15 protein-coding genes are annotated in these 19,611 nt (G+C 61.6%); 14 read left to right on the forward strand and 1 reads right to left on the reverse strand.

What is annotated here, in order from left to right; translation table 11 throughout:
* The first annotated feature begins 3 nt into the window (after positions 1 to 3).
* Genes ugpC through BTE54_RS11210 form a run of 4 tightly spaced genes read left to right on the forward strand, consistent with a single transcriptional unit; the run spans position 4 to position 4,397 of the window.
* Positions 4 to 1,083 (forward strand): sn-glycerol-3-phosphate ABC transporter ATP-binding protein UgpC, encoded by a 1,080-nt coding sequence (ugpC, locus tag BTE54_RS11195; RefSeq protein ID WP_078052501.1) that lies wholly within the window; start codon positions 4 to 6, stop codon positions 1,081 to 1,083.
* Between the two features lie 37 nt (positions 1,084 to 1,120).
* On the forward strand, positions 1,121 to 2,845 hold the full coding sequence (gene araD, locus BTE54_RS11200; protein WP_078052502.1) for an L-arabinonate dehydratase: 1,725 nt from the start codon (positions 1,121 to 1,123) through the stop codon (positions 2,843 to 2,845).
* Positions 2,846 to 2,854: 9 nt separating this feature from the next.
* A complete protein-coding gene (locus tag BTE54_RS11205; RefSeq protein WP_078052503.1) occupies positions 2,855 to 3,652 on the forward strand; it encodes an NAD(P)-dependent oxidoreductase in 798 nt (265 codons plus the stop codon).
* 34 nt (positions 3,653 to 3,686) lie between these two features.
* A complete protein-coding gene (locus tag BTE54_RS11210) occupies positions 3,687 to 4,397 on the forward strand; it encodes a ribonuclease activity regulator RraA (RefSeq protein WP_078052504.1) in 711 nt (236 codons plus the stop codon).
* A 3-nt stretch (positions 4,398 to 4,400) separates the two neighbouring features.
* Here BTE54_RS11210 and BTE54_RS11215 read toward each other — a convergent pair whose 3' ends face one another.
* Positions 4,401 to 6,752 (reverse strand): LuxR C-terminal-related transcriptional regulator, encoded by a 2,352-nt coding sequence (locus tag BTE54_RS11215; RefSeq protein WP_198939128.1) that lies wholly within the window; start codon positions 6,750 to 6,752, stop codon positions 4,401 to 4,403.
* Between the two features lie 136 nt (positions 6,753 to 6,888).
* On the opposite strand from BTE54_RS11215, the gene BTE54_RS11220 reads away from it, so the two are divergent.
* From BTE54_RS11220 to BTE54_RS11265, 10 genes are all read left to right on the forward strand, one after another.
* A complete protein-coding gene (locus tag BTE54_RS11220; RefSeq protein ID WP_078052505.1) occupies positions 6,889 to 7,917 on the forward strand; it encodes an ABC transporter permease in 1,029 nt (342 codons plus the stop codon).
* Positions 7,917 to 8,798: an ABC transporter permease gene (locus tag BTE54_RS11225; RefSeq protein WP_020813268.1), complete on the forward strand. Its 882-nt coding sequence runs from the start codon at positions 7,917 to 7,919 to the stop codon at positions 8,796 to 8,798. The genes BTE54_RS11220 and BTE54_RS11225 overlap by 1 nt, the downstream gene beginning before the upstream one ends.
* Positions 8,799 to 8,802: 4 nt before the next feature.
* On the forward strand, positions 8,803 to 10,449 hold the full coding sequence (locus BTE54_RS11230) for an ABC transporter ATP-binding protein (RefSeq protein ID WP_078052506.1): 1,647 nt from the start codon (positions 8,803 to 8,805) through the stop codon (positions 10,447 to 10,449).
* 17 nt (positions 10,450 to 10,466) lie between these two features.
* On the forward strand, positions 10,467 to 12,023 hold the full coding sequence (locus BTE54_RS11235) for a hydantoinase/oxoprolinase family protein (protein ID WP_065657296.1): 1,557 nt from the start codon (positions 10,467 to 10,469) through the stop codon (positions 12,021 to 12,023).
* The gene (locus BTE54_RS11240; protein WP_004438394.1) at positions 12,016 to 13,149 is read left to right on the forward strand and encodes a DUF917 domain-containing protein; all 1,134 of its coding nucleotides are present in this window, start codon (positions 12,016 to 12,018) and stop codon (positions 13,147 to 13,149) included. Before BTE54_RS11235 ends, BTE54_RS11240 begins: the two co-directional genes overlap by 8 nt.
* A gap of 43 nt (positions 13,150 to 13,192) precedes the next feature.
* A complete protein-coding gene (locus tag BTE54_RS11245) occupies positions 13,193 to 14,788 on the forward strand; it encodes an ABC transporter substrate-binding protein (RefSeq protein WP_162934179.1) in 1,596 nt (531 codons plus the stop codon).
* Positions 14,789 to 14,905: 117 nt separating this feature from the next.
* Positions 14,906 to 15,982 (forward strand): DUF917 domain-containing protein, encoded by a 1,077-nt coding sequence (locus BTE54_RS11250; protein WP_078052507.1) that lies wholly within the window; start codon positions 14,906 to 14,908, stop codon positions 15,980 to 15,982.
* Positions 15,979 to 17,517, forward strand: a complete 1,539-nt coding sequence (locus BTE54_RS11255) for a hydantoinase/oxoprolinase family protein (RefSeq protein ID WP_078052508.1) — start codon at positions 15,979 to 15,981, stop codon at positions 17,515 to 17,517. Before BTE54_RS11250 ends, BTE54_RS11255 begins: the two co-directional genes overlap by 4 nt.
* Positions 17,518 to 17,562: 45 nt before the next feature.
* Positions 17,563 to 18,507, forward strand: coding sequence for an isoaspartyl peptidase/L-asparaginase family protein (locus BTE54_RS11260; protein ID WP_078052509.1), 945 nt, complete (start codon positions 17,563 to 17,565; stop codon positions 18,505 to 18,507).
* Positions 18,508 to 18,622: 115 nt separating this feature from the next.
* Positions 18,623 to 19,528 carry a LysR family transcriptional regulator gene (locus tag BTE54_RS11265; protein ID WP_078052510.1) on the forward strand — a complete coding sequence of 302 codons (906 nt, stop codon included), beginning with the start codon at positions 18,623 to 18,625 and terminating at the stop codon, positions 19,526 to 19,528.
* Positions 19,529 to 19,611: the final 83 nt, after the last annotated feature.

A 19,611-nucleotide genomic window follows, 5' to 3' on the forward strand; every position in this document is an offset into this window, starting at 1 on the left:
ACAATGGCAAGTATAGAGCTTCGTCAGGTCAAAAAGACATATGGTGCCCTCGATGTGATCAAGGGTGTCGATCTCGATATCAAACACGGCGAGTTCTGTGTTTTCGTCGGCCCTTCCGGCTGCGGCAAGTCGACCCTGCTGCGCATGATCTCCGGTCTCGAAGAACTGAGCGGCGGCGATATCGTCATCGGCGGTGATGTGGTCAACACGGTGCCGGCCGCAGATCGTGGCCTTGCCATGGTGTTTCAGTCCTATGCCCTTTATCCGCATATGACGGTGCGTGAAAACCTGTCCTTCGGGCTTGAGAACATCGGCACCTCCAAAAAGGATATCGCCGAAAAGATCTCCCAGGTTTCCAAGATGCTGCAGATCGACCAGCTTCTGGAGCGTCGCCCCAAGGACCTGTCGGGTGGCCAGCGCCAGCGCGTCGCCATCGGCCGCGCCGTCGTGCGCGAGCCGCGTGTGTTCCTCTTCGATGAGCCGCTTTCCAACCTCGATGCGGAACTGCGCGTCGACATGCGCGGCGAGATTTCAAGCCTGCACCGGCGTCTCGGCAATACCATGATCTATGTGACGCACGATCAGGTGGAAGCCATGACCATGGCCGACAAGATCGCCGTTCTGCGCGCCGGCAAGCTGGAGCAATTCGGTGTGCCGCTCGATCTTTATAACCGCCCGGCCAATCTCTTCGTGGCAGGCTTCATCGGTTCGCCGAAGATGAACTTTTTTGCCGGCGAAGTGACCTCGGATGCAACGCCGTCCCTGAAGATCGCCACCGGCGAATTGATCCCGCTGCCGCAGACCGGTTTTGCCTACAAGCCCGGTCAGAAAGTGACGCTCGGCATCCGCCCGAACCATGTGCAGGCGGGTGGCGAAGGCGCACTGACCATGTCGGTGCGCACCGCCGAACAGTTGGGCGGCGAGTCCTATCTTTACGGTACTCTCGGGGATGGCACCCGGGTGACGCTGCATCTTTCCGGCCAGACTTCGACATCGGCTGACGAAGTCATTCGCCTGTCGGCGCCGCTGGAACACATCCACCTTTTCGATACGACGAGCGGGCTGACGCTCCGGCAGGACTGACAGCCTTTAGCGCAACCCGCAACGCAGGACCATTGACATGACCGATAAAAAACTCCGTTCCGACCGCTGGTTCGCTCCCGACGACCTGCGCAGCTTCGGCCACCGCTCACGCATGATGCAGCTCGGTTATGCGGAGGAGGATTTTGTCGGCAAACCCGTCATCGGTATCCTGAACACCTGGTCGGAGCTGAATACCTGTCACTCGCATTTCCCAGAGCGCGTGCAGGATGTGAAACGCGGTGTGCTGCAGGCCGGCGGCTTCCCCGTCGAAATGCCGTCGCTTTCGGTCGATGAGAGCTTCACCAAGCCGACATCGATGCTCTATCGCAACATGCTGGCGATGGAGACGGAGGAAATGATCCGCTCGCATCCGCTCGACGGCGTGGTGCTGATGGGCGGTTGCGACAAGACGACACCCGGCCTCGTCATGGGCGCGATCTCGGCCGGCGTGCCGATGATCTATCTACCGGCAGGCCCGATGCTGCGTGGCAACTATGCCGGAAAGGTGCTGGGTTCGGGTTCGGATGCCTGGAAATATTGGGACGAGCGCCGTGCCGGTAACGTCACCGACGAGGAATGGCGCGGCGTGCAGGGCGGCATCGCCCGCTCCGCCGGTGTGTGCATGACCATGGGCACAGCCTCGACCATGACCGCCATCACCGACGCCCTTGGCCTCACCCTGCCGGGAGCTTCCTCCATTCCGGCGGTGGATGCCGAACACCAGCGCATGTCGGCAGGTTGCGGCCGGCGTATCGTGGAAATGGTGACCGAGGAGCTGACGCCGGACCGTATCCTGACCGCGACCGCGTTTCGCAACGCCGCCATCGTCGCCATGGCGACGGGCTGCTCCACCAATGCCGTCGTGCATCTTATCGCCATGGCGCGGCGCGCCGGCGTGCCGATGACGCTGGATGAACTGGACGAACTTGGCCGGGTCACGCCGCTCATCGCCAATGTCCGCCCCTCCGGCAAAGACTATCTGATGGAGGACTTCTATTACGCCGGCGGCCTGCGGGCGCTGATGAAGCAGCTCGAAAGCCGTCTCGACTGTTCGGCGCTCACGGTGACCGGCCGCAGCATGGGCGAAAACCTAGAGGGTGCGAAGGTCTATAATGACGACGTCATTCGCTCGCTCGATAATCCCGTTTATGCGGAAGGCTCGCTTGCGGTGCTGCGCGGCAATCTTTGTCCGGATGGCGCGGTCATCAAGCCCGCCGCCTGCGATCCGAAGTATCATGTTCACGAGGGCCCGGCGCTGGTCTTCGACAGTTATCCGGAGATGAAGAAGGCAATTGACGACGAAAACCTCGATGTCACGCCGGATCATGTGCTGGTGCTGCGCAATGCCGGTCCGCTGGGCGGTCCCGGTTTTCCGGAATGGGGCATGCTGCCCATCCCCAAGGCGCTGATCAAGAAGGGTCACCGCGATATGGTGCGCATTTCCGATGCCCGCATGTCCGGCACCTCCTATGGTGCCTGCGTGCTGCATGTCGCGCCGGAAAGCTTCGTCGGCGGCCCGCTGGCGCTTCTGAAGACCGGCGATATCGTGCGCCTCGATCTGCCGCAGCGTCGTCTCGACATGCTGGTCAGCGAAGAGGAAATCGCCAGCCGCCGCGCCGCCTGGCAGGCGCCGGCAGCGCGTTATGAACGCGGTTATGGTTATCTCTTCTCCAAGCATGTCACCCAGGCCGATCAAGGCTGCGATTTCGACTTCCTGCAGACGGATTTCGGCCGCACCGCCGGCGAGCCCGATATTTTCTGAGGACGCGACATGTTGAAGCGATTACTCATCACCGGCGCCGGCGGCAAGCTGGGCAGCATGCTGCGCGGGCGGCTCGGCCATATCGCCGAGACCATCCGTCTTTCCGACGTCGTCGATCTCGGTGACGCAGCACCCCATGAGGAGCTTGTTCGCTGCCGGCTCGAAGACGAGGCGGCGGTTCATGAACTGGTGAAGGGCTGCGATGGCATCGTCCATCTCGGCGGTATTTCGGTGGAAAAGGCTTTTGATCCCATCGAGGCCGCCAATCTTCGCGGCGTCTACAATCTTTACGAAGCGGCGAGGCAGAACGGCCTGCCGCGCATTCTCTTCGCTTCCAGCAACCACACGATCGGTTATTATCCGCAGGGACAGCAGCTCGAGCCGGAAACGCCCTTTCTGCCGGACGGCCTTTACGGCGTCTCGAAGATTTTCGGTGAAGCGATGGCAAGCCTCTACTACTCCAAATTCGGCCAGGAGACGGCCATCGTCCGTATAGGGTCCTGCGAAGAAAAGCCCTCCAACTGGCGGATGCTGTCGACCTGGCTCAGCTACGGTGACTTCGTCTCGCTGATCGAGGCCACCTTCCGCGTGCAGAAACTCGGCTGCCCGGTAATCTGGGGCGTTTCCGCCAATGACGACAGCTGGTGGGATAACTCCCATGTCGATTTCCTCGGCTGGCACCGCCGCGACAATGCCGCGCGCTACCGTGCGGAAATCGAACGCGATGTGCCGCGCCCCGATCCCGAGGCCGCAATCGCAAAATATCAGGGCGGCGTCTTCACAGACGAGCCCATTCACAGGACTTGAAACACATCCAGCCGCCCATTGCGAGGGGACAGATATGAACAATGAAACGCGCGAAAAACTGATGACGATTTCCGTCGCTACCCTGGCGACGGCGCTTTACAAGCGGGGTCTGCGCAACCAGGTCATTCAGGGTGTGCGCCCGCTGGGCTACAAGGGCAAGAACATGGTGGGCCCGGCCTTTACCCTGCGCTACATGCCGGCGCGCGAAGACCGCAACCAGCTTGTTGAATTCCGCAATCCCGCCCATCCGCAGCGTGTCGCCATCGAAACATGCCCGCCGGGCCATGTGCTCGTCATGGACAGCCGGAAGGATGCGACCGCCGCCTCAGCCGGCGATATTCTTGTGACCCGCCTGATGGTTCGCGGCGGTGCCGGCATCGTTTCCGATGGCGGTTTCCGGGATGCGGCCACCATTGCCGAGCTGGATATTCCGGCCTACCACACCCGCCCTTCCAGCCCCACCAACCTCACCAAACACGAGGCAATCGAGATCAACGGCCCGATTGGCTGCGGCGATGCGCCGGTGTTTCCGGGCGACATCATCGTTGGTGACGCCGATTGCGTTATCGTCATCCCGGCTGGCATTGCCGACGAGGTGGCGACCGAGGCGGTGGAAATGACGGCTTACGAGGATTTCGTGGTGGAACAGGTCAAGGCCGGCCAGACGATCATCGGGCTTTACCCCTGCACGAAGGAAGAGCACCAGACGGCTTTTGCCGAATGGCGCAAGAAGAACAACCGCTGAGTCTTATAGCCAGCCCAGTGCTTTCGCCGCGCGGATCGCCTCCGCGCGGCGTTTGCAATCCAGCTTGCGGAACAGGTTGCCGAGATGAAACTTCACCGTCACTTCCGAGATGTTGAGCGTCTGGGCAATCTTCTTGTTCGACATGCCGCTGGCCAGCAGTTGCAGCATCTGCGCTTCCCGCTGCGAAAGCCCGCCATGCAGGGCGCGGGCCTGCGGTGAATTCACCGAGGCGGCGAAAATCGACAGCGCGGTGCGGACATCGGACGAGGTTTCGATAAAGCTGCGGATGCGGCGATTGTTCAGGAGCGGTGAGAGGAAGACGCGCTCCTCCGACAGGACGCCGCTGCAGCCAAGACGGGTTGCCGATTCAAGAGCGGTGAGGATATGGGCGCGTGCGGCGGCATTGTCGCGGCGCTGGTGCGCGGCATAGCTCTGCCAGATTTTCAGCGCGACCTTCTCGCGGTTGGTGACCTTGGGATTGGCGATCATCGCGTCGATCTGGCGGGAGAGATAGGCGCGCGGCGTGAAAAGATGCACCGCATCGCGCAGCCAGGCCATGACATAGGCGATTTCATCGCGGCGCGTCAGGCGAGAAAGATCCTCATGCGCACTTTCCACCCAGTTGCGGCCCATCGGCATGCGGATTGCCGAAAGCGTCGCGGCGGCATCTGCCCAGCGGTTGGCGTTCTGATAGGCGATGGCCGTCCTGATTTCCATCATCGCATGGAATTGCAGCCCTTCCGAAAGGTGGATCCACAGACCGTCTAGAAAACCGGGGCGCACGGTCATCGGAAAATGATCGATCAGCACCTGCGAGGCATAATGCAGGGCGAACTGCATCAGGCTCGGCCATATCTCGGCAGCAGCGAAGTGATCGAATTCATGTTCGACGAAATGCAGGAGATCGCGCGGTTTTCCCGCCTCATAGGCAAGACACGCTTCCGCCAGCCGCAGCATCCGGAACTCCTGCACGGCATCATGCGGCACCTGTTCCAGCCGCGCACGCGCCTCCTGCGCCGCGTGGCGTGCCAGAAGCGTATCGCCGCTCATCAGCCGCAGCACGATCTGGTGTAGATGGATGAAAAATTCGAGCAGCGGCTGTCCGCCCATTTTGCGCAGATAGATCAGAGCGCGTGCGGCGGCGGCCTCGGCCTCGCGGAAATTGCGGCGGCGGATTTCGAATTCCAGCAACGCATTGTAATAGGCCGCCCATTTGCCGTGATCGTCCATGGGGTAGTCGGCCATGAATTCCCCCAGACGCGTGATTACCGCGTCATTGGGGGTCAGATCCTCGGCAATCATCAGATTCAGCCGGAAGGTGCGGGCGGCGAAGGAAAAGCGTGAGCTACGGGCAAGCACTTTCAGCGGATCGAGATAATCCGACCCGAGGCTCTTGCCGAGCAGATGGCGCACGCGCTGCAACTCACCCTGTTTCAGTAAGGCGCGGGTAACGGCGAAGAGCACGGTTTCATTCGTTGCGATCATATCCTGCGAAAACCGCATGATGATCTCGCGAAACCTGTCGACGCTGCTTCTGTAGATCAGTTCGCGGCCATGGGCGCGTTCAAGGATTTGGGCGGCATGGGTCTCGTAACCACGGTCGAGCAGCATCGCCATGGCCGCAAGCGCCCGCCCTTCCTTTTCGAAAGCCGATGCGACCTCCACCACGGCGCTGCCGGCCTGCAGCGTGGCGAGACGTTCCCGAGCAGCCACGCCCAGAAGCCGTATCAGGGTGGGGTGGCTGTCGGGATTTCCAGTCAGGAAAGGCGGCAGCAGTTCGGTCCAGTCCGCCTCTGGCTCCGCAGAGGGGTTTTCCAGCCAGAACAAAAGCTCAACCGTCTGGGCGGGAGAAAGATGCGGCAGGTAGTTTTCCCGCAGATAGTCGACACACAGCGTTTCATTCGGAAAACGCGCCAGTGACAGAAAAGCCGGCCAACTCGCATAGTCGTGGAGTGCGAGGCGCTTCTGTTCAGGTGGCAGGTCTTTCACCTCGTCCTCACCAAGAAGCAGTTCATTCGGCCCGATGGTGAGCGAACCGCGATGCAGGATTTGCCGGGCCAGTCCGCTGATCCGTTGATCCGGCCGGCAGGCGATGACCACCAGACGCACCGCCTCCAGGATGGCGGCGGGCATGCGGGCCGCCCGCGCGAAAACCGGCACGTCCCACAGGAGACAGCCATTTTCGATCTCGTCGCTTCGCGGCTGGTGCGTCCGGCACACGTCGGTTCCGAGCTCTTTTGCGAGCATTTCCAGCAGCACGCTTTTTCCCGCACCCGCCGGCGCGCGCAGAAAGACCACGCCGGCGGTTTCGCTGGCGATGCGACGGCAGAGGCGGGTGCGGGGAAGCAGCGTCATTCGCAAAGGCATAGGGGATTTAATCTTGAAAACCTATACTCATCTTTCAAAAAACTATACCTTTTCCAGATTGTTCAAAGGGACATGTGGTGAAAACTTATGCTCACGCAACCGATGCACAAGGAACGTTCCACCGATGCAGCAACATCCGCTGGTCGCGATTTTGAACAGGCTCGGCACCTTCGTGCTGGTCATGATCGCCCTGTCCATCATGATTTTCGTGCTCGCCCGCGTGGTGCCGGGCGATCCCGCCCGCATGGCGCTCGGTCCTGCGGCAACGCAGGAGCAGGTGGATGCGCTGCGCGGCGAGATGGGCCTCGATAAGCCGCTTGCCGTCCAATATCTCGACTATATCGGCAATGCCCTGCAAGGTGATCTTGGTTTCTCGCTGGTGTCGCAACGCCCGGTGACTACCGATCTGGCGCAGACCGTTCCGGCTACCGTGGAGCTGGTACTTGTCTCGGTCATCTTCATGTTTGCCGTCGCCATCCCGCTCGGCGTCATCACTGCGCATTACCGCGACCGGCCGCTTGACCATATCGGTCGCATCCTCTCGCTCACCGGGGTCACGATCCCGAGCTTTCTTTTCGCCATCACGCTGCAATTGCTGGCCGCCCGGTTTCTCTCCGGCTGGCCGATCATCGGCAGGCTCGACCATGCGCTCGGCTGGCAGGGCGGCCCAACCGGTTTCATCCTCATCGACGGCACGCTGGCCGGACGTTTCGACGTCGTGCTCGATGCGCTGAAGCATCTCGCACTGCCGGCCTTCGCACTTTCCATGGCCGGCATCGGCCAGATCACCCGCATCACGCGCTCCTCGATGATCGAGAACCAGCGCAAGGACCATGTGCTCACCCTGCAAAGCTTCGGCGTGCCGGAGCGGGTCATCATCTTCCGTTACCTGCTGAAGCTCTCTTCCATAGCGCCGCTGACGATCATGGGTCTCGAATTCGCGTCGCTGATCGGCAATGCCTTCGTGATCGAGATGGTCTTCGCCTGGGGCGGCTTCGCTTCCTATGGGCTCAACGCCATCCTGCAGAAAGACCTCAATGCCGTGACCGCCGTGGTGCTGGTGGCCGGCCTGTTCTTCATCGTTGCGAACCTGATCGTGGATGTTCTGATCTCGATCATCGACCCGCGCCTGCGCCGCAAGGAGGCTCGCTGATGGCCGATATGAAAATGCTCGAACCCACTGATCGGGGCTTAAGCGCCGGTTACATGATGTGGTATCGCTTCAGCCGCAATCCGGCGGCGGTCATCGGCTCGCTGATCCTGCTATCGGTGCTGGTGCTGGCGGTCTTCGCGCCATGGCTCACGCCCTATCCCAAACATATCGGCGCGGTTGTCGATTTCCGCGCCCGCCACATGCCGCCGGATCTCGAACACTGGTTCGGCACCGACAAGGCAGGACGCGATATCTTTTCCCGCACCATCTTCGGGCTCCGCGTCTCGCTGCTTCTCGTCATCGGCGTGCTCGGCATTTCCGTTCCGGTCGGAACTGTTCTTGGCCTGATCGCCGGTTATTTCGGTGGCTGGACTGAAAAGCTCATCAGCGGTCTGACGAATGTGATGCTGGCCATGCCGCCGCTCGTCATGGCGCTCGCGGTCTCCAACCTCCTGGAACCGACGCTGATGAACGCCATGATCGCGATCACGCTGCTGTGGTGGACCTGGCATGCGCGGCTGATCTATTCGGTGTCGAAGTCCATCGCTTCGGAAGATTACATCGAGGCGGCGCGTCTTGCCGGTGCGGGCCCGTTACACATCCTCTTCCGCGAAATACTGCCCAACTGCGTTTCGGTCATTTCGGTCAAGACGACGCTCGATGCCGCCTTCGTCATCCTGTTCGGGGCGACGCTGAGCTTCCTCGGTTTCGGCGTCAAACCGCCGACGCCTGACCTTGGATCGATGGTCGCCGACGGGCGCCAGTTCATGCCGGATTTCTGGTGGGAAGTGCTCTGCCCCGGTGCGGCCGTGCTTTACGTGACGCTGGGTTTCAACCTGCTGGGCGACGGCCTGCGCGACATGTTCGACGTGGAAAGCTAAGGCCATGACTGAACCGCTTCTCAAGGTCGAAAACCTCAACGTCACCTTCACCAATTACGGCCGCACCCGGCAGGTGCTGCGCGATGTCGCTTTCACGGTTGCCGCCGGCGAGCGCGTGGCCCTGATCGGCGAGACCGGATCGGGAAAATCCGTCACCGCCAAGGCGATCATTGGCACTTTGCCGAAGAATGCCGCGATCACCTCCGGTGCGATCGTCATCGATGGCCGGGATGTGCTTTCCTTACCGCGCAGGGAGCGTGAGGCGCTGAAGGGCACGGCGTTTTCGCTGATCATGCAGGACCCGCTATCGTCCTTCAATCCGGTCTTCAAGATCGGCACGCATCTCGATGATGTCATGCGTTTTGCCGACAAGCGCGACGGCATCAACTCGTCCAAGGCCGAGCGCCGCAACCGTATCGCGGCCGTGCTGCGTCGGGTACAGCTCGCGGATACCGAACGGGTCATGAACGCCTATCCCTCCGAACTTTCGGGCGGCATGCGCCAGCGCGTGCTGATAGGACTTGCGCTGCTGCACCAGCCGAAGCTCCTGATCGCCGACGAACCGGGCACGGCGCTTGACGTGACGACGCAGGATGAAATCCTCAACCTCATCAACCAGCTGGTTGCCGAAGAAAACATGGCGCTGCTGATGATCACCCACAATCTCGGCGTCGTGCGCAAGGTGGCGGACAGGGTCGTGGTCATGCATCACGGCGATATCGTCGAGACCGGTCCTTGCACGCAAATCCTACATGCTCCTGCCGAGGATTATACGCGTTCGCTGCTGGATGCCGTGCCGCCGCTTTATGGCCCACGCGTTACCGATCTGGCGCAGAGCACGCGCTCGCCCATCGTCACCATCGAAGGGCTGAATAAGATTTACGGCCGCCGCAACGGTTATCACGCCGTGCGGGATGTGAACCTGACGCTGAAGGAAGGCGAGGTTTTTGGCCTTGCGGGCGAATCCGGTTCCGGCAAGACCTCGGTCGCGCGCATGATCATGGGTCTTTCGCGTCCCACGTCTGGCAATCTTGTCATTGACGCCCCGGCACCTGAGCGCGGCAAGCGGCTGACGCAGATTGTCTATCAAAATCCGGGCACCTCGCTCAATCCGAAGCGCACGGTGAAACAGACGCTTGCCCTGCCGCTGAAATCCATAGGCATGGACGGGCCTGCGCGTGAAAGCCGCATGCAGGAACTGATGGGGCTGGTGCGGCTGCCGCAATCCTATCTCGGCAAATATCCGCACGAGCTTTCCGGTGGTCAGAAGCAGCGCGTGGCGATTGCCCGGGCGCTCGCGGCCGAGCCGAAAATCCTCATCCTCGATGAGCCGACGGCCGCACTTGATGTCTCCGTGCAGAAGACGGTTATCGACCTTCTGCTGCAGCTGCGCGAGGAGCTTGGCCTCACCTATCTGATGATCTCGCACGACCTGTCGCTAATGCGCAATTTCTGCTCGCGCATCGCCATCATGCTGCGCGGCGAGATTGTCGAAGAGGGTGTGACGTCGGCGGTCTTCGCCGAACCGGCCCATCCCTATACCCGCGCCCTGATCGCGGCCATCCCCGTCGTCACCGACGAGGAAGAACGTCTCAAACCCACGGTGACCGAGGAAGAGCGCATGCGCTTCCTCGTAAAAACGACCGATTGATGAAAGAGGAGCCTGACGTGTATCGCGTTGGAATTGACGTCGGCGGCACGAATACCGATGCCGTTGTGTTGCAGGATAAAACCGTTCTGGCGGGGGTGAAGGCCTCCACGACAGAGGATGTGACATCCGGTGTCATCGAAGCCCTTGAAAAGGTCATCGAGGCTTCGGGCATAGACAGGGCGCGCATCGGCGCCGTGATGATCGGCACCACGCATTTCACCAATGCGGTGATCGAGCGCCGGCATATGGACGAGGTCGCCGCCATCCGGCTCGGCCTGCCTTCCGGTGCCGGCCTGCCGCCCATGGTGGACTGGCCGGACGATCTCCGTGAAATCGTCGGCAACCACGGTTATCAGGTGCGTGGCGGTTATGAATTCGACGGACGCGAAATTTCGCCGCTCGATGAGGACGAAATCGTCCGCATCGCCGCCGATATCCGCGCCAAGGGCTTAAAGGCGGCTGCCGTTACCTGCGTTTTTAGCGGCATCAACGAAGCAATGGAGCTGCGGGCGAAGGAAATCCTGCAGGAACGCTGCCCCGGCCTGCCGGTGGTCATGTCCAAGGATATTGGCCGTCACGGTCTGCTTGCGCGTGAAAGTGCGGCGATCATGAATGCCAGCCTGCTGTCGCTGGCCGACCGCACCGTTGCGGCTTTCGGCGAAGCGCTGAAGTCCGCGGGCATTACCTGCCCGTTTTATATCACCCAGAACGACGGCACGCTGATGGCGGCTGATGTGGTGCGCGGTTTCCCCGTGCTCACTTTCGCGTCCGGCCCGACGAATTCCATGCGTGGTGCGGCCTTCCTCACCGGTCTCAAGGATGCCGTCGTCGTGGATGTCGGCGGTACCACGTCGGACGTCGGCTCGCTTTCACACGGCTTCCCGCGTCAGGCCTCGACCACGGTGGATATTGGCGGCGTGCGCACCAATTTCCGCATGCCTGACGTTTTCTCCATCGGTCTCGGCGGCGGTTCCCTCGTGGTCAATGGCGACCATGGCCTGACTGTCGGGCCGAAATCCGTCGGTTACCGGGTTCGCCGCGAGGCGCTCTGCTTCGGTGGCTCGACCCTGACAGCGACCGATATCGCGGTTGCCTCCGGCAAGGCGGATGTGGGCGAGAAGGCGCTGGTCTCCAGTCTCGACAAAAAACTCGTGAATGCCGCGGTCGACAAGATTAACGACATGCTTGAGGCCTGTGTGGAGCGCAGCCGCATTTCGTCGTCACCGGTGCCGGTGATCGCTGTTGGCGGCGGTTCCATCCTGATGCCGGATCGTATCGGTGAGCTGGAGGTCATCCGGCCTGAGAATTTCGCGGTGGCCAATGCCGTTGGCGCGGCGATTGCGCAGATCAGCGGCGAGACCGACCGGGTCTTCTCACTGGTGGACGGACGCACGCGCGAGAGCGCACTGGCCGAGGCGGAAGCCGAGGCACGCGAAAAGGCAATTTCCGCCGGTGCGATTGCCGCGACGCTGGAAGTCATCGAGCGTGAGGACATGCCGCTTGCCTATCTGCCCGGCAACGCCACCCGCATTCATGTGAAAGTTGTTGGAGAAATGGGAGCCAATCATGGCTGAGACACGCAAGCTGAAATATGACGAAGCGGCATTGCGGACGCTGACCCGTGAAGATCTCGACGCGCTGGAAATCGGCGCAGGCATTCTCGGCACGGGCGGCGGCGGTAATCCCTATCTTGGCAAGCTGCTGGCGCTGGAGGCCATGAAGGCCGGTTACGAGATGAAGATTCTGGCAACCGACGCCATCGAGCCGGACGCGCTCTGCATGTCCATCGGCGGCATCGGCGCGCCTGTCGTCGGCGTCGAGCGCATTCGCGAAGGGCGCGAGGGCCTGCGCTGCCTGCGGGCGATGGAAGAGCTGATCCGCACACCCGTCGACGCCATCGTCTGCGAGGAGATCGGCGGTTCCAATTCCATGAACCCGCTGGTGACGGCGGCGCTGGGCGGCCTGCCGATCCTTGATTGCGACGGCATGGGCCGGGCATTCCCGGAAATGCAGATGACCACCTTCTCCATCTACGGCCATAGTTCCACGCCATCGGTGATGTGCGATCTGCACGGCAATGCCGTCATCTTCAGCCATGCCGTTTCCGAGGTCTGGCACGAGCGAATGGCGCGCGCCTGCGTCGTTTCGCAGGGCGGCGGCGCGATGCTGGCGACGGCTCCGATGCAGGCGCATTACGTGCACCAGTATGGCATACCGAAAACCTACACCAAGGCGATTGCCATCGGTGAGGCCGTTATCCGCGCCCGCAAGCAGCAGGAAGACCCGATTGCCGCAGTCTGCGCGCTCGAAGGCGGGCGGCGCATCTTCAACGGCAAGATCACCGATCTGAAGCGCCATCTTCGCGGCGGTTTCGCGGTTGGCGATCTCACGCTTTCCGGCTTTGATGATTGCGCCGGTCAGACGGCAGGCGTCGCCATCCAGAACGAATTCCTGCTGTTTTCCCGTGACGGCAAAGTGGAAGTGACGGTGCCCGATTTGATCGTCCTGCTCGATGTCGACACCGGTTATCCGATCACCACCGAAGTGCTGCGCTACGGCCAGCGCGTGGCCGTCATCGCCATCCCCTGCCACGACCTGTTGCGCAGCGCCCGCGCGCTTGAGGTCGTCGGGCCGGCGGCCTTCGGTTATCCGGACATTCCTTTCTCACCGCTGCCCGTCCCGGTCAGCAAGGCTGCCTAACCATAAGCGGGGCCAACGCCCCGCAATAAAGAGGAGAACGATAATGAAAATGCCTGTACTTTCTTCCCGTCTCGCCGCGCTGGCGCTCGGCACGGCGCTCGTGCTGCCGTTTGTTTCTTCCGCAGCCATTGCGGAAGACAAGGTGTCAGTTGCGGTCAACACCATGCAGATATTCAGCTCGCTCGACCCGGCGAAGGTGACCGATTACACCGGCTACATGGCCATCGTGAACATGTATGACGGCCTGACCACGGTGAACGCCAAGGGCGAAATCGTGCCGCATCTGGCAAAATCCTGGGATATTTCGCCGGACGGCCTGACCTATACCTTCCACCTGCGCAACGATGCGAAGTTCCAGGATGGCACGGCGGTGAAGGCTGCCGATCTTGCCTGGTCGATCCAGCGCCTGCTCGGAATCAACAAGGGCCCGTCGAACCTCATCGTCGGCGTGCTGAAGCCCGAAAACGTTACCGCACCTGACGATGCCACGCTGGTCATGAAGATCGAGCGCCAGTTCTCGCCCTTCATGGCGGCGACGCCGCTGATGATGGCGATGAACAAGACGCTGATCGAAGCCAATGCCAAGCCGGAAGACAAATGGGGCGAGGCCTATGTCGGCGAACATTCCGCCGGCTCCGGCCCCTACAAGCTGGTCAGCTACAATCGTTCGGCCGATATGGTCATCGCCCGCAATGCCGATTATTTCCTCGGCTGGACGAAGGGCAAGCCCATCGACGAAGTACGCTTCGTGCAGACCAGCGACGACGCCACCGTCAAGGCGCTGGCGGAAAAGGGCGAACTCGGCCTTTCCTCGCACGGGCTTGGCAACGACACCTATGAGTCCATCGGCCGGATGAAGGGTTACAAGCTGATCCAGACCCGCACCGCCGGCGGTTTCGTCATCAAGCTCAACACCAAGGTCTATCCGACGGACGACGTCCACGTGCGCCGCGCCATCGCCTATGCGACCGACTACAAGACGATCCAGGAAGTGATCTATCCGGGCTTCGATATGAAGGGACCGCTCTCAGACGCGTTCAAGGACGCGCATAACGGCGATATCCAGCCGGGCGTCTACGATCTGGAAAAGGCCAAGGAAGAGCTGGCGAAGTCGAAATATGCCGGCCAGAAGATCACGCTGGTCAACAGCTATGTCGCTTCGCTGGCCTTTGAGGCGGAAGTGGCGCTGCTTCTGCAATCCAGCCTCGAACAGATCGGCATCACGCTCGATATCAAGCCGGAGCCATGGAACCGGATCGTCGAGCTTTCTTCCAAGCCGGAAACGACGCCGGCATCGACGCAGGTGAACATCTCGCCGACCTATCCGTCGCCGGATTCGATGTTCTACAACCAGTATCACTCCAAGGCCTCCGGTACCTGGATGTCGATGGAATGGTTGCAGAATGCGGAGATCGACGGGTTGATCGACAAGGTCCGCGCCACCACGGATGTCAACGAGCAGAACGCCACCTACAAGGAACTGCAGACGAAGATCGCCGATCTTCAGCCTGACGTCTGGGCGGTTGCGCCGAACCGCCGTTACGCGGCGAACAAGTGCCTTCAGGGTTACGAGTTCATTCCCATGCAGAGCTGGGACCTGAACTTCTCCAACTTCCATTGGGACTGCAAGGCGGAGTGATCTTCGCCTCATGAAAACCGGCCCCGCCGCAAAGGCGGGGTTGGCCAGACTTGGAACTTCAAAGGGAAGGAGCATTGCCTGCGGCCGGAAAGGCTGCGGCATGCCCGAGGATGACGCATGATCCAGGAATTTTCCGAAGACGATATCGAACCTCTGGCCACCGGCGCCTGGATCCTTGGAACCGGCGGTGGAGGCAACCCCTATATCTCGACGCTCAACCTGCGCCATCTCTATGCCGAGGGGCGGCGGGTGAAAGTCATGGACCCCATGGCGCTTGCCGATGACGATATGGTTGCCGTCGTCTCCAAGATGGGTGCGCCGCTTGTCGGTCAGGAACGACTGGGTGATCCCGTGCATCTCGCCCGTGCCGTCGAGGTGATGGAGGATTATCTCGGCAAGCCGTTCCGGGCGATCATGAGCGTTGAAATCGGTGGTTCCAATGCGCTGTCATCCTTCCTCGCCGCCGCTGTGCTCGACCGGCCGGTCGTGAATGCCGATGCCATGGGGCGCGCCTATCCCGAAGCGCAGATGACATCCTTCGCCATCGGCAATCTGCCGATGTTTCCGCTGTCGCTGGTCGATGTGCGCGACAATGAGGTGATCGTGACGCGGGCTGCCTCCTGGAAGTGGATGGAGCGCATATCGCGCAAGGTCTGCACCGAAGTAGGCTCCACCGCCGCCACATGCAAGGCCCCCCGCACCGGCAAGGAAGTGAAGGAATGGGGTATTCATTACACCGTTACCAAGGCGACCGAACTCGGGCGCGCGGTGATGGCGGCGCGTCAACGCCATGACGATCCGGTTCAGGCGGTTCTCGACCACGAGGGCGGCAAGCAGCTGTTCCGCGGCAAGGTGGTGGATGTGGCCCGCGAGACCACAGGTGGTTTCCTGCGCGGCAGCACGACCGTTGAAGGTATCGATGCCGACCGTGGCTCGCGCATGGAGCTGGCATTCCAGAATGAGTGGGCCGTTGCCTTCCGCGATAGCCAGCCAGTCGCCATGACGCCGGACCTGCTCTGCCTTCTCGATACGGTTTCCGGCGGCGCCATCGGTACGGAATCGGTGCGTTACGGTCAGCGCGTGACGGTTGTCGCCCTCCCGGCACCAGAGCTTTTGACGACGCCTGCCGGCATCGCCGCCGTCGGCCCGCGCGCCTTCGGTTATGACATTGACTTCAGATCGGTATTCTCATGAAACGCATCGGTATTGACGTTGGCGGCACCAATACGGATGCCGTTTTGATCGATGGAGACACCATTGTCGCCTCCATCAAGGTTCCGACCACGCAGGACGTCCTGTCCGGCGTCAAGGCGGCGCTTGCCCATGTGGCTGGCCATGTCGGCGCGGCGGATCGCCCGATTGACGCGGTGATGATCGGCACCACCCATTTCACCAATGCGGTGGTGGAGCGCGCCCGGCTGGAACGGGTTGCCGCTATCCGCATCGCTCTGCCGACCGGTTCTTCGCTGCCGCCCATGTGCGACTGGCCGGTGGATCTGCGCGATGCGGTCGATCCGCTGATCTTCATGGTGCATGGCGGCCATGAATATGACGGCAGTCCGCTGGTGCCGATGGTTCCCGATGAAATTCGGGAGGCCGCGATGAAAATCCGCGATGCGGGCATCACGTCCATCGCCATTTCGGCAACCTTCTCGCCGCTGACAACCGAATGCGAAGTGCGGGCAGCGGAAATCGTTCGTTCGGTCATCCCCGATGCGCGCATCACGCTCTCCCATACGCTTGGCCGTATCGGGCTGCTGGAGCGGGAAAATGTCGCCCTGCTGAACGCGGCACTGCAAACACTTGGCAGGACAACCGTTCAGGCATTTTCGGATGCGTTGCGCGAAGCCGGTGTGAAGGCGCCGTTCTATCTGACCCAGAATGACGGCACCGTGGCGCTCGCGGATGTCGCTGCCGCCAACCCCGTGCACAGTTTCGCTTCCGGCCCGACCAACTCGATGCGCGGTGCGGCCTTCCTCACCGGTCTTTCCGATGCCATGGTGGTGGATGTCGGCGGCACTACCTCCGATATTGGCTGCCTTGTCGGCGGTTTTCCGCGCGAGGCGAACAATATCGTTCATATCGGTGGGGTGCGCACGCTCTTCCGTATGCCCGACCTCCTGCCGATTGCGCTCGGCGGCGGCACCATCGTTGACCCTGAGACGGGCAAGATCGGTCCGCGCTCGGTTGGTTATCGCATTCTGACGGAAGCCCGCGTTTTCGGCGGTGAGACGCTGACGACATCGGATATCGCCGTTGCCGCAGGCTTGATCGAAATGGGTGATCGCGACCGTGTAAAAGACCTCGATCCGGCTTTCGTGCAGGCCACGCTTCAACGCATCCGTGACATGGTGGCCGACAGCTTCGACCAGATGAAGACATCAGCCGAAGACGTACCGTTGGTTGCTGTAGGCGGCGGGGCGTTCCTGATCCCCGAGACGGTTCCGGGTGCGTCGGAAGTGTTGCGTGTGGAAAATGCCGGCGTTGCCAATGCGCTGGGCGCGGCGATGGCGCAGGTTTCCGGAGAGGTCGATCAGGTCTTTTCCGGCCTGAGCCGTGACGAGGCCCTTGCGAAAGCCGAGACCGAAGCGCAGAACGCGGCGGTCGCATCCGGCGCGGAGCGGGCGAGCCTCAAGACGCTTGAGGTGGAGGATATTCCGATCGCCTATCTGCCTGGCGGCGCGCGGCGGGTCCGCGTGCGGGTCATCGGCGATATCGCCTTTCATTGATGGTAAGAAGCCCTGCCGCTGGTGGGGCGACGAGGGAGTGAGCACATGACGAAGATCGCACTGGCCATTCACGGTGGTTGCGGCGTGATGCCGGAAGACAGCATGACGGCCGGGGAGTGGGCTGCTGCGCGCGACGATCTGGCAGCGGCCCTGCGCGCCGGTTATGGCGTGCTGAAGGCTGGCGGAACGGCGCTTGAAGCGGTTGAGGCGGCGGTCGTCGTCATGGAGGATAGCCCGCATTTCAATGCCGGCCACGGGGCGGCGCTCAACGAAAACGGCATTCACGAACTCGATGCCTCGATCATGGATGGTGAAACGCTGGCGGCAGGTGCGATCAGCGCCTCTCGCGCCATCCGCAACCCGGTAAAGGCGGCCCGTGCGCTGATGGCGGATGAGCGTGCCGTCTATCTGACGGGAGAGGCGGCCGACCGCTTCGCGAAGGAAAAGGGGCTCGCCACCGAGCCTCAATCCTATTTCACCACCCAAAAGCGTCTTGAAGCGCTGGCGGCGATGAAGCGCCATGCCTCCGCCGGTACGGAAGCGACGGAAAACGAAAAACACGGAACCGTCGGCGCGGTGGCGCTCGATGCGGCGGGGCATCTCGCGGCGGCTACTTCGACCGGCGGTTACACCAACAAGCCTGATGGCCGGGTGGGCGATAGCCCGGTGATCGGGGCTGGCACCTATGCGCGGGATGGGGCCTGCGCCGTTTCCGGCACCGGCAAGGGCGAGTTTTTCATCCGTTATGTCGTCGGCCACGAGATCGCGTCCCGCGTTGCCTATCTCGGGCAGGATCTGGAGACCGCCGCCGGCGATCTCGTCCACAAGGATCTGGCGCCCTACGATATCGGCGCGGGCCTCGTCGCAATCGATGCCGAAGGCGGCATATCCGCGCCCTATAATACATCAGGCATGTTTCGCGGCTGGGTGACGCCATCGGGAGAGGTGCGTGTGGCCACCCATGACGCGGTCTATGAGGTGGAATTGTAACCGGCGACCGTGCCGGGCAAGTGGCGACGCAAAAAAACCGGTGACATCAAGGTCTATCGGCGGCAAAACGTCTGAACCGAAACCGGCTCGTTTCTTCACCCATGGTGCTGGCCTCATGAACATCAAGCAGCTCGAAGTTCTGCGCACGCTTCTTTCCACCGGCTCCACCATCGCCACCGCCAAGGCCATGGGTCTCAGCCAGTCCGGTATCAGCCGACTTCTGGCCCAACTTGAGGCCGACCTGTCGCTGACGCTGTTTGCCCGTGACAAGGGGCGATTGATCCCGACGCCGGAGGCGGTGCTTCTTGCGCGGGATGCGGAAAACGTGCTGCTTGCGGTCGATCGCATGTCCGGCCACGCTGAGGATTTGCGCAATGGCGCGGCCGGTCCGGAAATCGTCCGCATCGGCTTGCCGAGCAGCATGTGGGAAAATTTCGCGCCTGCCATGCTGATCGATTATGTCAGGGATTTTCCCGGCGTTCGCATCGAGACATTTTTCGAAACGACGACCGCCATCAACAAGCTCGTCGGCGAGCGGGTGATCGATCTCGGTTTCCTGCGGATGGAAGGCGAGATCGGGCCGGGCATCGATGTCGAACGTGTTGCGACAGGCAAGAGCGTCTGTGTGGTTCGGGAGGATCATCCCTTGGCCAAGCTTGAGGAAATCACCGTCAAGGACCTGCGCAATGTTCCGCTCATCCTGATCGGCCGCCAGCGGCCGAACCGCATGGCGCTCGATCAGGTTTTCAAGAAGGCCGGCGTCAAGCCGATGGTGAAGATCGAGACCCACACCAACAGTTCCGCCTGCGCTTATGTCGCGCATGGGCTGGGGGTCACGATCATCAGCAGTTTTTATGCGAACCTCTACCGGCATCTTCCCGTTGTCGCCCGGCCATTCGTTCCGCAGGCCACACAGGAATTCGGCCTAGCCCGTGCTTCCGGCGCACCGCTGTCCATCGCTGCGCAGGCGCTGAGCGATGCCTTGAAGCGGGAAATCCAGCTTTCGCAAAAAATCGACTGAAAACGGGATTTTGAGCGGAAAATCTCATTGTCCTCATCAGGATGAAACACGCCGTCATTCTGCATAGATATATGACGTTTATG

The sequence above is a fragment of the Agrobacterium sp. YIC 4121 genome, from assembly GCF_002008205.1.
In the GTDB taxonomy this organism is placed as follows: domain Bacteria; phylum Pseudomonadota; class Alphaproteobacteria; order Rhizobiales; family Rhizobiaceae; genus Agrobacterium; species Agrobacterium leguminum.